Genomic DNA, 13269 nt, shown 5'->3' with positions numbered 1-13269 from the left:
CGATTCACCTCATATATATGGATTGGTTCGAAAAAAGGACACGTTATATCAAAAAAAAATCAGAGCCGAAGCCCTGATTCGTTTTTTGTGGGAAATAATATTCATCCGTATGCATTTCTTGTTAAGGGAACTAACCTTTGCTCCTCGACTTATATGCTCTGCTGATATGGAAAAATCAGTGGCATACAATCGATTATACGCTGAAGCAAAAGAAGGATAAGCTTTCTCTGCTTAGGAGTTTGAATGTTTCATATACTTCCATAATTTTAGCTTCTATGTTATGATGCCTATAGTCAGAAAATTCTATATGTGAAATCACTAGGGGAATCCTTTTAAAGGACTGAGAGAAGAGTGTACTCTGATACCCTTATAACCTGATCAGGTTTGAGCCTGCGTAGGGAAGTGTCATGTTACTTTATATTTTATTTAAAGTACCACTTTCCTTGCTTAGGAAAGTGGTTTTTTATTTGCTTAATAGGGGGAATGTGATTGAAGCTGATGGCCGTGACGAATGATCGGTTCAAGGTGGATCATCTCACTAAAATCATGATTGATACAGAACCGTTCGTAGATTATTTCATCATCAGAGAACGGACGAAAACAGCCAATGAATACATAGAGTTGATCACTGCATTGACTGAAGCAAAAGTCAGTAAGGAGAAATTAATTGTGAATGACCGGGTGGATGTAGCTGTTGTTTCAAATATTCAACGAGTGCAGCTTCCAGGTCATGGGCTTTCCCTTTCGCAGGTGAAAGGCAATTTTCCTCAGTTACTCGCGGGACAATCAGTACATTCCGCGATGGAGGCTGAACGCGCTTCGTATGCGGGAGCCGATTGGCTACTATATGGACATGTATTTAAAACGAACTGCAAAAGGGGCGTAGAACCCCGCGGGCTTGCGGAACTTCATGAAATCTCGAAAAAAGTGACGGTTGATTTATATGCAATTGGAGGGATCAAACCAGAACATATCGAAATGTTGCACGATATCGGGATAAATGGGATAGCTGTTATGTCAACGATCTTTGAAAGCAATGATCCTGTATCGGCTGCAAAGGAATTTTACGAGGCTTTTCAAAAGATTGAAGGAGCTGAATTTTAATGAGTATTACGCTAAATGGTAAAGCTTATAAGCTGCCCGAAGATGTTTCAACCGTTCAGCAATTACTTGAGCATTTGGAGCTCTCCAAGCGGATTGTGATTGTTGAAGTAAATAAGGAAATTGTTCAAAAAGACCAATATGATCACCCTATTCGCGAACGTGACCAAGTTGAGATGATTCATTTTGTAGGGGGAGGATGAAGATGAGCATGTTAAAAATAGGAGATAAAACATTTCAATCAAGACTTTTACTGGGGACAGGAAAGTATCCATCTTTTGAAATACAAAAGGAAGCAGTCCGTGTGTCTGATGCTGAAATTCTTACATTTGCCGTAAGAAGGATGAACGTATTTGAGCCGTCTCAGCCAAACTTCCTGGAAATGCTAGATTTATCCAAATACACATTACTTCCAAATACAGCAGGAGCCACTACAGCTGAAGAAGCGGTGCGGACGGCAAAACTGGCCAAAGCATCAGGGCTGTGTGACATGATCAAGGTCGAAATCATCGGCTGCGACCGAACGCTTTTACCTGACCCTGTAGAAACGTTGAGAGCGTCTGAGAAGCTGTTGGCAGAAGGGTTCACTGTGCTTACCTATACGTCGGACGATGTTGTCTTGGCAAGAAGATTAGAAGAGCTTGGTGTTCATGCGGTCATGCCGGGTGCATCACCGATCGGTTCCGGAAGAGGAATTTTAAATCCCCTTAATTTGAAATTCATTATTGAACAATCTTCAGTTCCTGTAATTATCGATGCTGGCATTGGTTCACCAAAAGATGCAGTATATGCCATGGAGCTTGGGGCTGATGCGGTTCTGTTGAATACCGCAGTGTCCGGTGCGAAAGATCCTATAAAAATGGCTGAAGCTATGAAGCTTGCCATCGAAGCCGGCCGTTTGGGTTTTGAAGCAGGCCGGATCGAGGAAAGGGATTATGCTGTGGCAAGCAGTCCGCTTGAAGGATTGCTCCCGTCGTGAACAGCCGCTATTCAAGGCAGGAATTATTTAAACTGATAGGAGAAAAAGGCCAAAAGAAAATTTGCCAAGCTCACGTTTTAATCATTGGAGCAGGGGCGCTTGGCTCGGCAAGTGCAGAGATGCTTGTACGCGCGGGCGTCGGGAAGCTAACAATTGTTGACCGAGATATTCTTGACTGGAGCAATTTGCAACGGCAGCAGCTTTATACTGAGAAAGATGTAATAGACCAGCTCCCTAAGGCTGTTGCTGCCAAGAAGCGACTATACGAAATTAACAGCACGGTTGATATTGAAACAATTGTGGCTGATGTCACAGCAGAAAATGCTGAAGAGCTTGTCAGCGGAAAAACATTGATTGTTGATGCAACAGATAATATAGAAACGAGACTGTTAATGAATGATGCTTCAAGGAAGCTGGGCATTCCATTTTTTATGGGAGCGGTTGTTGCCAGTTATGGATTGACTTATCCAATTGGATTGGGGGAGCTTCCTTGTCTTCATTGCTTGTTGGACACACTTCCGCCACAAACACTTACATGCGATACAGCAGGGGTCATCAGTCCCATTATCCAGGTGGTGGCTGCTCATCAAGTAGCGAATGTATTCAAATATCTTGTCGGTGAAGAAGTGGATTCCAAATTGAAATCTTTTGATCTTTGGACGGGCGAGCAGGCCGCAATAGATGTAACACCGCTAAGGCGGTCTGATTGTCCAAGCTGTTCGAAAGATGCATCATACCCATTTTTATCCAAGGAAAGTCAGACAAGAACGGCAGTCTTATGTGGTCGGGATACGGTGCAATTGACCTTGCCTCCAGATCGGGAAGTGGAATTAAGGCAGTTTGCCGAAGCCATTCACCCAATCGTAACCGGACTCATTTGTAATATGCACCTTGTGGCATGCAATTTTAACGGTCACCGCATTGTTCTTTTCCGTGACGGTCGCATGTTGATCCACGGTACCAAAGACGTTGTCAAAGCTAAAATGATTGCGTCCAAGTTGATGGGTTAATAGTTTCTGAAACATCTCTCTATGGGATGTTTTTTCTATTCTAGGACCTTTTCCGCTGTTCAAACTCTTTCTTAAACGCCCATACATCTTCCAATGTTTTCACCCGTTCGTCTCGCCATCTTTTTAAAATCCCATATGTATATCGCCAATTTCGATTACCTACAGATAAAGATTATTATTTCTTTTAGCTTTTCGAAACATTTTTTATGTCTTTTTTAGACGAATTAGTATTGTCTTCTAATGCCGTTGCAAGTCTATCGCTAATTATCCAAGCTTGTGCCATAGTTTATCTATTACTAATCTTGCATACTTTTTTATTCATTCGTTCTTCAACGAACGCCCCCATGTAAAATTGAATGATTGATCTCTATTGATCCTCAATTTTCGGAAATAGAAATTGAATGACAAATTCCTTCCCATACTTAGATTCAACTTCAATTTCAATCTGCAATTCATCGCATAATTTCTTTACAAGATACAATCCTATCCCAGTAGACTGTTTTCTGTTAGGATTATCTCCTGTAAATCCTTTATCAAAAATGAAAGGGAGATCAGAATGAAGCACCCCGATACCATTATCAGATATCCTTAAAGAATACCGATTTTTTACACTATCAAAACCAGTTTTTAACCAGATAAAGCTATCAATTTTTTCATTAGAGTATTTAACTGCATTCACAAGTATTTGCGTGAAAATAAACTGGATCGCCTTTTCATCTGACACGATTGGCACATCTTTCATCTGAGAAATAACTTTAACTTCTTTTTCATCCAGTAATGACTGAAGTTCCAATAGTACATCTTCACAACAGAGATTGAGCGAGACTCTCTCTAGTTTATGATCAACATGCGCTGCCTGTAATCTTGCATAAAATAGGATCTGTTCGACATTATCATGGATATTAATTCTTGCATGCTCAAGTCTTTGATACACCAATTCTGACATTTCTTCTTTACGATTTTGTAGAACAAAGCTTAATAAAGAAATAGGTGTCTTTATCTCATGAACCCAACTTTCAATAAACTCTTCATAATCTAGTGACTGTAATTTAACCTCATCTAGCTGGTCATTTAGCATCCGCAATTTATTTGCTAGATAATTCACCTTTTCTGTATGCATTTCACCAATAGATTCTATCAATACATATTCCTGCTCCGGTGATGGTTCTCTAAGAAAATGATAAAATACTTTGTCATTCTTCGTCTGACTTTTTCTAACAAGTAACAAGCCCAAGACAATACTAGCTGCTGAAAAAATAATCATAATACCAACTAAAAGCTCGAATGTTTCAGGATACGCTACCCAAGCCAGAAAAATAAAAAAAGCATCATTTATACAAAGAAGTAATAGCCAAGGACGTGATACCTTTAGCATAGTTAGCCAATCCCTTGGCTTCATCGGCAGGAACCTCCTATTAATTGGTAACCAATTCCTCTGACAGTCTTGATTCGATTTGACAATCCAACTTCATCAAGAGTCTTACGTAATCTAGTCATATTCACTTGCAAGATGTTCTCATCCACATATTCGCTACTTCCCCATAACTGATTAAATAACTCTTCTTTTTTCACCACTGAAGGTACAGCTTTTACCAAGGCCTTCATAATCATTCCTTCATTCTCCGATAATGAAATAGAATTCTTGCCAACATACAATACATTTGCCTTCTCATCTAACTGAAAATCACCAGCATCTAAAAGAACATGCATATTTGCATATAGGTGATGCAGTTTTTGAATCCTAGCAATTAGACGTTTAGGATGACAAGGTTTCGTTAAATAATCATCTGCACCTAAATCCAATGCATGCAGCTCATCACGAAGTTGATTGCGTGAAGTCAGTACTAATATAGGCCCTATTCCTCTAGCCTTTAATGCACGGCAAATTTGGAATCCAGATAGCTTTGGTAAATTTAAATCTAATATAATTACCGAAGGAGCAGCTGAAATAATATCTTCCAAGGTCGTATCAAAAGAAGAGATACTCTCTACAGAATATCCCTCTTTCTCTAAAATACTTTGTAACTCTGCACGGAGAAAAACGTCGTCCTCAACAATGACGATCTTTACCATGATTTCACTCCTACTCAATCTCTTTTAATTTCTTTATTTCTTCATCACTCTTTCTCTGAATCATCCATATATAACAAAGTTCAAAAACGATAAACGCAATAAGACTAATTGCTATCACCATACTATTTTCTAAGCTTAATGTCATTGATAGGAAGGCATTCAACATGGACCAAATACCAAAAATACTGCTGATCAATGCTACCGAGATAACCAAACCAAAATATAACCAAATTTGTTTCCTTGCTGATGAACATAAAGATTCAATACTTGCTCCTAGCATAGCTACTGTATAATATCTATGTCTCGTACTTCGTTGTTGCATAAGGAACTTTAAGCCCAATACCGTGTTTGCTATGATAAGGAACATGATGCCTAGATAAAATGTCGTATAGCTTCCTGCCACAGTGTAAAATAACTGTCTTCCCATACTGGAAAGATAACTTTCATAGTCTAAGCCGGATGTATTCATTAACTGCTCTACTTCATACATAGCCTGCATTAGACCTTTTTCCTGAACAAAATCATGATTTAGAGCCATATTCCAGAGGTGTGAATCTTGAGAACTTCCAATGAAGCTGTCATAAATATCATCGGGCACAATCAATGCATATGAAAGCGTAATCGCTCTATCTGCAACGACATTGCTTGTATACAGTGTCGATACCAATTCATATTGTTTTTCACCTATACTAACTGTTGGATTAAACTGCAGTACCCTCTTTAATATATCATGAGAGTGCGAAAATTCTTCATCAGAATACATGGCAACTTCATCGTCTCCCAATATAATAGGAGCTTTGTTGATAGATATTAGCATTGTATTATAACTAGAAAGTGAAATGAAATAGGGCATATCTTGCATAGATAAATTCCTTAATAAATTCTCTTTTTCTTCTGAATTTTTTTCTCTAGAGATAGATTCTTCTAATCCAGACCAAGAAAATGTACGCGAAGCTGTATTTTCAGACATCTCTGAATCGGATGGCCAAAACTGTCCTAGATTCATAACGTAATAGCTTTCTATGTATGGCTTCATTTTATCAGAGGTTAGTGCAGAAACAATTTCTTCTTCTGATCCTCTAAACGTAAAGTCTACAGTTCTACTAGATGTAGCACTATTATTGAGAGCAGTAGAAGTTCCAAATGCAAAACAAACCATTGCCATTAGAATTAACAGTGATGATATGGCAAGAGAACTCCATTGATGCAGAACATTCTCTTGAAGTTGTCTTCCTGTAAATACAAATAAACCAGTAGAAGAACTACTTTTACGTTTTACCCATGCTCCAATTAAACTTCCCAATCCACGAAACAGGATGAAAGTTCCACTTATTCCTATGACCAATATTAACGCAAATATCCTATAATCAAGGCTACGCAAATATAATACTGCTAATACATAAGCTACGCATAGAAAAATTGCACCAAGGAGCAATACTGCTCCAGTCAGTAAACTAACCATACTCCACACGGGTGAAAGGACTCGTTGCGATTCATCCTTCTGATCATTCAGCAAATCCGCAGGTTCCTTCCTGCTCATTCTCCAGCTTAGAATAAATACGGCCAATACTTGAACCACAATAAAACCAAATACCGTCAATCCTAGCCCCACCCAGGAGATGCGAAATTGATGACCAATAATGCCCATTCCAATAAGCCTTGAAGTTGCCAGACTAATTAGCTCTGTTAAAAATAAAGCGACTGGAACTCCAATGCACAAAGCAACAAAACCATTCCACAATGTTTCCCCCATAATCATGGCAAATAACTTACTTTGCCTCATTCCCATCATTAAATACATGCCAAACTCATGGCTACGTTGTTGTAATTGATATCTATTTGCAAAATAAACCAAGAAAAATACGAAGAACAGCGAGACGGCATAGAGTATCGGAATCATTAACAAAAGCCTTGCTACCGCGTTACTCTCAACTGTCTTCAGATATACCATAACATCTTGTTCACCAAGTGACAGGATGACATAAAAAGCAACAATAGAAATGATGAGTGAGGCAAAGTAAACCCCATTTTCTTTTCGGGTCTTACGACTATTACGCTTGATAAAATTAAAGAACATTGCTGCTGCCTCCTCCCAACTGTGCCAAAACAGTTAGGATACGTTCATAGAACGAATTCTGAGTTTCTCCAGGCACATTCTTTCGAAGCTCATGAAAAATCACTCCATCTTGGATAAATAAGATTCTTGAGCAAAAGCTTGCTGCATTGGCATCATGAGTAACCATCAAAATGGTGGTCCCCTCTGTCTGATTGTTAGAATATAGTTTATCCATTAAGGTCTTTGCATTTTTTGTATCCAAGGCTCCTGTTGGCTCGTCTGCTAATACAATGCTTGGGCTTGAAATCAATGCCCTTGCTGCAGCAACTCTTTGCTTCTGACCTCCTGACATCTGAGATGGGAATTTATTCAATAAACTCTCAATATCAAATTGTTTAGCTAATTTTTGCAGTTGTTCCTCTTGCTCTTTAGGATTTACTCCATGTATTGACAACGGTAGAATGATATTTTCTCTAGCTGTTAAGTTATCTATCAATTCAAATTCTTGGAATAAATATCCTATCTTACTTCCTCTATAGTTCGCTAGTTGTGATCCTTTAAATGAGGATATATTCTTACCCTCCAATAAGATTTGTCCAGATGTTGGCTTTAGCATGGTTGCAATGGAATTAAGCAATGTTGTCTTGCCCGATCCACTTGCTCCCATTATTCCAACAAACTCTCCTGGAAGAACATCAAAGGAAACACCCTTCAATGCAACGGTTTCACTTTGTCCCTCACCAAATGTCTTATGTACTTCCTTAACTTGAAGCAGTTTATCTGATATATTCATATAAATTCCTCCCACACATATTCTCTATAGTAATACCATACAATAAAAAAATATTAATTAACTCTTACAGTTGTTGTAAGGTTTGAAACGCGAGGAATTGGAACCACAATTTATTATCGAGATTAAAAAAGTACCAAGTCTAAAATAAATAGACTTGGTACTCATATTTTCAAAAAACCGCACTTACTTATGATGCAGTTCACCGTAACGCACCTAAATGCGTTTTAACCTTTTTTACTAAAATAAATATATTAGAAATTCAATAAAGAACAGTATTGATAAAAATGCTATTACCCTTTTAATTTATTTCCAACATTGATTTTCTGGGTATGAGAAAATAAAGGTTAACTGGCACTGCTTATGGGCAGAATAAGCTTAATCTCTCTTGTAAACCTTCTAAGACTTCTTCTGGCACTTCCCTGACCTTGATATCCTCACCTAGGAAAAGCAGCCAATTTGTTATTTCGGTCAATTCTTCGGGATTATTAACATTGATAAAAGTCTTTAGTATGGCTGTGGTTTGGTAAGGATTTGTATAGGAAATTGAAACTTTTAAAGGATGGTATTTTTTGAACTGGGCAATCGCCTTTGGACCAAGTTCAAGGACAAGGTTGATTACTTCTTCCTGCTTACTTAGTTTTTCTAAAATCTTTTTCTTACTTAATCTTTTTTTCGTAGGGTATGGTTCGACATCGGTGAGATTGTCGACAGGGAAAATCCTCCTCTTCTCATCCTTTAAATCAAAGCCATCAATCAGCCAAAGGCCCTTTTCATGATAAAGATGCAAGAGGTTAATTGGATATGAATTGATTACCTTCCCTTCTTTGATGGTAATCAGTAAATAGCGATCCAAAAGAAGGATTTGGATGAGTTTTTCTAACATAGGATGGGGAAGGTCTGACAGTTCAAGTAGGTCGGGATTATTGGGGTTGGTCCCTTCAAAAAGCAAGATTTGATTTAATAGAACAAGGTCATCTTGCTGGTTTTCTGAGATGAGGCCTAGTAATTTTTCAGCTAAAGACTGACGGCTCTTTAAATATGGGAGTTGTTGATTTCTTGTGGCCATAAAGGCAATAAAGAGAGCTTTAATCTCATTATCGGTAAAGCGAACTGTGGGCAGGACAGAGTTGTTCATGACAAAATACCCCCCATCCCTTCCAACTTCGGCGACAAGTGGCATCCCCATGGCTTCAATTTCTCTAATATCTCTAATAGCGGTCGAACGAGAGATATTAAATTCTCGCATGATTTCAGAAATTGTAAAGTGGGAGCGGTTGTTGATATACCGCATGATGGTATTAATTCGTTCAACTTTTTTCATCGGGATCTCCTAAACAGTATCATTTTTTGACATGATTAAAGACTATTATAAACTCATCAAGTGAAAAGACAAATCATTTGATAAATTTAAAAAAGAGGATGGTTTGAAGATGGCAAATTATACCCTAGAAGAAAAAGAAAGCTTTACCGTTTTAGGCATTGGAACTGAGCTTAAAAGCGATTACACCGACTACGCTGGCATAAACAAGGAAAAGGCAGACTTTTGGTCGGCCGTCAAACAAGATGGAAGGCTTGATAAGTTAAAAGCCGTAGCCACAAATGATTACATTTTTGTCGTGAATGAAGCGGTGAATAACAAGATGATGCATTATGCCGGCGTCATGACAGAGGCATCATTACCAGAAGCATCCAGAGTGATTCAATTTCCTAAAGGAGAATACCTGGTTGTAAAAGGGGAAGCAGAAACAGCTGAAGAGTTGAGTAATACGGTTACTGGCATTGCATTTGGTCAAGCATTACAAGAAGCAAACGATGTTGCCTATGTTGGTGGACCTAATGCAGCGGTTGTGATGGAGCAGCGAAACGGAGTCTTTTATGGTGAAATGTGGATTCCGGTAGTTAGGAAATAAAGAGATAAAAGGAGAGATGGAATTGTCCTATACCGTTGATTTTAAAAATGTGTCTACGGTTGGTTTAGAGTCTTCACCTATAGTAGAAGCGCTTGCTGGTTTACGTGCTAATGAAGCTCGATACTTTATGAACAAATACAAGCATGAATTTACGGTTGTACCAGCTAGCGAGTCCTGCGAGACCCTTGATTATGTGAACCAAATTTTGAAAGAACGTGATATTGAGTTTGCAGCCAAACCTTTAGAAACGTCGCGTTTTCAAGTAGAAAATATCAAATTTGCCTACGTCTTTTATGAGGATGGTCTTAGCGTCAACGTCATGTATACGGTGGATGATCCTAAGAAGCGGGCTGTTGGTTTTAAGCTTTCTGATGGGATGGAAGTACCAAAAGAGTTAGAGGGGAAGTTTAAGTTTGCTAGGCAGAAGTCTAAACTAGCTGGAACCATTCGGGGCTCGTATTTTGTCATTAAAGGAGAATATTAAAGTAAGCAGAAGCATATGTGGAGGAATTTCTAGGCATTTAAATAACAAGACAGCACCTCTCCAATTAGAGCGTGCTGTTATTTTTTTCGTAAAAACCTCATTACTCATGATACGGTTCTCCGTTACATGTCTAAGTGCGGTTTTTATTCTCCTATACTTAGTTTAAGAAATTGTAAATAATTTTTATTTAACTCCGACACCTTTTAGCTATTAGTTTTATAAGAGGTTAATTACGATTTATTAATCCTCAAGTTTTTCATACATCTCTATTTTTTTATTTAATAAATCTTTACCCCACACTTGCATTGCTTCTAATACAGGTATAAACTTTTGCCCCAGCTCTGTTAACGAATATTCTACCTTTGGTGGTACAACTTTATATACTTCTCTGTGTACTAGCTCGTCCACTTCAAGCTCTCTTAATTGTCTAGTTAAGATTCCTTTTGAGATACCAGGTAACATCTTCAATAATTCATTAAACCTAATCATTTCATTTTGGCTTAAATGCCACAAAATCACTATTTTCCATCTGCCTGCAATTGCATTTTGAGTAACTGTTAATGGACAAATTTCTTGCTGTATTTCTTCAGAAATCGATGCATCTTTATAACTAAAACGTGCCAAAATAAAACCTCCTCCTTCTTCTCTAGGTACTATTTTTATGACTATGTTATTAAATTGTGCCTACTTACATAGATCTTTCTTAAGAAATAGTATATGTATTAGGTACAAAAATCAAAAATAACACCATAGTGGAGGAGATTGTATGAAAGTATTCGTAACAGGTGCAAATGGAAATTTAGGTTCTAAAATTGTCGAGTATTTACTTACCAAATTATCCGTTGAAGAAATAATTGTTGGTGTACGTGATGACCAGTCTGAAAAAGCACTTAGCTTTAAGGAACAAGGCTTAGAAGTACGTGTAACGGATTTTGAAAATAAAGAAACATTACTTACAGCCTTCAAAGATGTAGATCGTCTATTTATCATGTCAACATTTGGTGATTTTGAAACAATTATGCGTCAACATACAAATGCAGTAGAAGCTGCCAAAGCTACCAATGTAAAACAAATTATTTATCCAAGTGTTACGCGTGCAGAGGCAAATGACTTCTTCCTGGCAGGCATGCATAGAGTGCGTGAAGTAGCAATTATTGAATCAGGTATTCCTTATGTGATTCTACGTAACAACTGGTATGTAGAAAATGAACTTGGAACAATTCAAGGCTGTATGGCTGGTGCCCCTTGGATAACTTCTGCAGGTGAAGGGAAAATCGGTTGGGTATACCGACCAGATTTAGCTGAAGCAGCAGCGAATGTTTTAGTAGCTGATGGTCACGAATATAAAATTTATGAGCTTTCTGGTGAAAATTTATCACAACAGCAATTTGTTGATACGTTAAATGAAGTGTTAGGCAAAGAAGTTCCTTTATTAGCAGTAGACGATGTTTCTTTTGAAGCAATGTTAAAAGGTGCTGGTGTACCTGAAGCATACCTTCCAATGTTAGTTATGACTCAAAAAGGTATTCGTGAAGGTGGATTAGAATCAGCACATACAGATTTGGAATTTTTATTAAGTCGTCCGGCTACATCGTTAAAACAAGCACTAACACATTTATTAGTAAATACAAAATAGGATGAAACAAATTCTTCAGACAAAACAGATACTTTTTGTAAATAACAAAGTGTCAGCCTTCATTAGGACTGGCACTTCTCTTTTTTAGAAAAATCGCACTTACTTATGATACGGTTCACCGTGAAAGTTCTAAGTGAGGTTAGCAAGGTTCCGTTCAGCTATTAACGGACTAAAGTTGGACCAACTAATGCTTCTGGGTTTTCCCCCAATGCCAACTTGCTAATATTAGCATAGCTGAGTTGGTTATGCGTTTTTAGTAATTGCTTTAAATCAAGGAACTTTTTGTCTGTTTTTAAATTTTCGATTTCCCGATAATAGACAGACAACACATAATCATCTTGAGACATCGGATTGAATTTACCTGGGTCTTCATCCATAATTAATGAGCCCATATATTGATATCCAAACTGCAATTGACGAGTCACTTTAATGATATTGATAAATTTTCTGTAAATAGATGGTTTTGTGGAATTTAGTTTTCCGATAGCTATTTGCGCACTTTTCAATTGGTCGTAACTTGATGTTGTTAGCATAATCTCCCTCCCTTTTTGCTTGGTATTAATCCCATGGTTTATCCACTGAAAGTTTGGACACGAGTTCGTTATTTTGTTGTCTTTTTAGCTTGCGAATTTTTTCACGTTCTTTCCCCGTATCATAGAGAAATTTTTCTTCCTCTGTTTCTGGAATAACACCTGGAACTTCTATCGGCCTTTTATTTTCATCTAGAGGGACAAAAGTTAAGAATGCTGTAGCTGCAATTCTACGTTTTCCAGTTTCAAGATCTTCGGCCACCACTTTACAGAAAATCTCCATTGACCTTTTACCTGTATAGCTGACAAATGATTCGATACAAACCGAATCACTTACTCTGATTGGTTCAATGAAGTTAACTGAGTCAGTAGATGCCGTAACACACTCCTTTACCCTTGAGTGCCTGCGAGCGGAAAGTGTCGCACAAGCATCCATCTTCTTCATTAGTACTCCACCAAATAATGTATGATGATTGTTCAAATCATTAATGAGTACTTGATCGGTTTGAACAACACGCGTTTCTTTAACCTTTTTTGCTTGCATAAAATACCACCTTATATAAAGTGAAACTTCAATCAGTGGGGGTTTTCCTTCATCCCCCACTTAGAAATCTATTCTTCACTCAACTTCTTGAAGTGGGGCTCTTACAGCCCGTTAATCTGCGATAAAAATACATTTGAGGCGCTCTTCTCAAAT

General features: G+C 37.9%; 15 protein-coding genes, 1 pseudogene and 1 riboswitch. Of the genes and pseudogenes, 7 read left to right on the top strand and 9 right to left on the bottom strand.

Translation table 11 applies throughout. The features are described 5' to 3' along the window. The first annotated feature begins 310 nt into the window (after positions 1-310). A riboswitch (TPP riboswitch) is annotated at positions 311-418 on the top strand. An 80-nt stretch (positions 419-498) separates the two neighbouring features. The 4 genes from KHA94_RS19310 to KHA94_RS19295 are packed head-to-tail and all read left to right on the top strand — an operon-like array spanning position 499 to position 3090. Beyond that, entirely contained in the window at positions 499-1104 is a 606-nt protein-coding gene (locus KHA94_RS19310; RefSeq protein WP_249365648.1) for a thiamine phosphate synthase, read from the top strand. Beyond that, positions 1104-1304: a sulfur carrier protein ThiS gene (thiS, locus tag KHA94_RS19305; RefSeq protein ID WP_213103737.1), complete on the top strand. Its 201-nt coding sequence runs from the start codon at positions 1104-1106 to the stop codon at positions 1302-1304. Before KHA94_RS19310 ends, thiS begins: the two co-directional genes overlap by 1 nt. Before the next feature lie 2 nt (positions 1305-1306). Then, positions 1307-2080, top strand: coding sequence for a thiazole synthase (locus KHA94_RS19300; protein ID WP_213103736.1), 774 nt, complete (start codon positions 1307-1309; stop codon positions 2078-2080). After that, positions 2077-3090, top strand: coding sequence for a ThiF family adenylyltransferase (locus tag KHA94_RS19295; protein ID WP_213103735.1), 1014 nt, complete (start codon positions 2077-2079; stop codon positions 3088-3090). Before KHA94_RS19300 ends, KHA94_RS19295 begins: the two co-directional genes overlap by 4 nt. A gap of 40 nt (positions 3091-3130) precedes the next feature. On the opposite strand, the pseudogene KHA94_RS26705 reads toward KHA94_RS19295, so the two are convergent. From KHA94_RS26705 to KHA94_RS19265, 6 genes and pseudogenes are all read right to left on the bottom strand, one after another. Further along, a pseudogene (locus KHA94_RS26705) lies at positions 3131-3238 on the bottom strand (hypothetical protein); the annotation flags it as partial. Positions 3239-3457: 219 nt separating this feature from the next. Next, on the bottom strand, positions 3458-4489 hold the full coding sequence (locus tag KHA94_RS19285) for a sensor histidine kinase (RefSeq protein ID WP_213103734.1): 1032 nt from the start codon (positions 4487-4489) through the stop codon (positions 3458-3460). Next, positions 4486-5163 carry a response regulator transcription factor gene (locus KHA94_RS19280; protein WP_213103733.1) on the bottom strand — a complete coding sequence of 226 codons (678 nt, stop codon included), beginning with the start codon at positions 5161-5163 and terminating at the stop codon, positions 4486-4488. Before KHA94_RS19280 ends, KHA94_RS19285 begins: the two co-directional genes overlap by 4 nt. Before the next feature lie 10 nt (positions 5164-5173). Beyond that, the gene (locus KHA94_RS19275) at positions 5174-7240 is read right to left on the bottom strand and encodes an FtsX-like permease family protein (protein WP_213103732.1); all 2067 of its coding nucleotides are present in this window, start codon (positions 7238-7240) and stop codon (positions 5174-5176) included. Continuing rightward, positions 7230-8012 (bottom strand): ABC transporter ATP-binding protein, encoded by a 783-nt coding sequence (locus tag KHA94_RS19270; RefSeq protein ID WP_213103731.1) that lies wholly within the window; start codon positions 8010-8012, stop codon positions 7230-7232. Before KHA94_RS19270 ends, KHA94_RS19275 begins: the two co-directional genes overlap by 11 nt. A 358-nt stretch (positions 8013-8370) precedes the next feature. After that, a complete protein-coding gene (locus KHA94_RS19265; protein ID WP_213103730.1) occupies positions 8371-9333 on the bottom strand; it encodes a helix-turn-helix transcriptional regulator in 963 nt (320 codons plus the stop codon). A gap of 109 nt (positions 9334-9442) precedes the next feature. Here KHA94_RS19265 and KHA94_RS19260 point away from each other — a divergent pair, with 109 nt between their 5' ends. After that, a complete protein-coding gene (locus KHA94_RS19260; protein WP_213103729.1) occupies positions 9443-9922 on the top strand; it encodes a GyrI-like domain-containing protein in 480 nt (159 codons plus the stop codon). Positions 9923-9944: 22 nt separating this feature from the next. Continuing rightward, entirely contained in the window at positions 9945-10406 is a 462-nt protein-coding gene (locus tag KHA94_RS19255) for a phage tail protein (RefSeq protein WP_213103728.1), read from the top strand. A 240-nt stretch (positions 10407-10646) separates the two neighbouring features. Here KHA94_RS19255 and KHA94_RS19250 read toward each other — a convergent pair whose 3' ends face one another. After that, positions 10647-11030 carry a winged helix-turn-helix transcriptional regulator gene (locus tag KHA94_RS19250; RefSeq protein WP_249365611.1) on the bottom strand — a complete coding sequence of 128 codons (384 nt, stop codon included), beginning with the start codon at positions 11028-11030 and terminating at the stop codon, positions 10647-10649. A 142-nt stretch (positions 11031-11172) separates the two neighbouring features. Between KHA94_RS19250 and KHA94_RS19245 the strand changes: the two genes are divergently transcribed. After that, positions 11173-12042, top strand: coding sequence for an SDR family oxidoreductase (locus KHA94_RS19245; RefSeq protein ID WP_213103727.1), 870 nt, complete (start codon positions 11173-11175; stop codon positions 12040-12042). Positions 12043-12203: 161 nt separating this feature from the next. Here KHA94_RS19245 and KHA94_RS19240 read toward each other — a convergent pair whose 3' ends face one another. Further along, positions 12204-12575 (bottom strand): hypothetical protein, encoded by a 372-nt coding sequence (locus KHA94_RS19240; protein ID WP_213103726.1) that lies wholly within the window; start codon positions 12573-12575, stop codon positions 12204-12206. Between the two features lie 25 nt (positions 12576-12600). Then, entirely contained in the window at positions 12601-13116 is a 516-nt protein-coding gene (locus KHA94_RS19235) for an acyl-CoA thioesterase (protein ID WP_213103725.1), read from the bottom strand. Between the last annotated feature and the right edge of the window lie 153 nt (positions 13117-13269).

The sequence above is a fragment of the Cytobacillus citreus genome (genome assembly GCF_018343665.1).
GTDB classification, from domain to species: domain Bacteria; phylum Bacillota; class Bacilli; order Bacillales; family Cytobacillaceae; genus Cytobacillus; species Cytobacillus citreus.
Note: the sequence above shows the minus strand (reverse complement) of the source record. Positions and strands in the feature narration are given on the sequence as shown.

Coding starts and splice junctions, on each gene's coding strand:
- KHA94_RS19310 (WP_249365648.1), top strand. CDS start 499: ATGGCCGTGACGAATGATCGGTTCAAGGTGGATCATCTCACTAAAATC.
- thiS (WP_213103737.1), top strand. CDS start 1,104: ATGAGTATTACGCTAAATGGTAAAGCTTATAAGCTGCCCGAAGATGTT.
- KHA94_RS19300 (WP_213103736.1), top strand. CDS start 1,307: ATGAGCATGTTAAAAATAGGAGATAAAACATTTCAATCAAGACTTTTA.
- KHA94_RS19285 (WP_213103734.1), bottom strand. CDS start 4,489: ATGAAGCCAAGGGATTGGCTAACTATGCTAAAGGTATCACGTCCTTGG.
- KHA94_RS19280 (WP_213103733.1), bottom strand. CDS start 5,163: ATGGTAAAGATCGTCATTGTTGAGGACGACGTTTTTCTCCGTGCAGAG.
- KHA94_RS19275 (WP_213103732.1), bottom strand. CDS start 7,240: ATGTTCTTTAATTTTATCAAGCGTAATAGTCGTAAGACCCGAAAAGAA.
- KHA94_RS19270 (WP_213103731.1), bottom strand. CDS start 8,012: ATGAATATATCAGATAAACTGCTTCAAGTTAAGGAAGTACATAAGACA.
- KHA94_RS19265 (WP_213103730.1), bottom strand. CDS start 9,333: ATGAAAAAAGTTGAACGAATTAATACCATCATGCGGTATATCAACAAC.
- KHA94_RS19260 (WP_213103729.1), top strand. CDS start 9,443: ATGGCAAATTATACCCTAGAAGAAAAAGAAAGCTTTACCGTTTTAGGC.
- KHA94_RS19245 (WP_213103727.1), top strand. CDS start 11,173: ATGAAAGTATTCGTAACAGGTGCAAATGGAAATTTAGGTTCTAAAATT.
- KHA94_RS19240 (WP_213103726.1), bottom strand. CDS start 12,575: ATGCTAACAACATCAAGTTACGACCAATTGAAAAGTGCGCAAATAGCT.
- KHA94_RS19235 (WP_213103725.1), bottom strand. CDS start 13,116: ATGCAAGCAAAAAAGGTTAAAGAAACGCGTGTTGTTCAAACCGATCAA.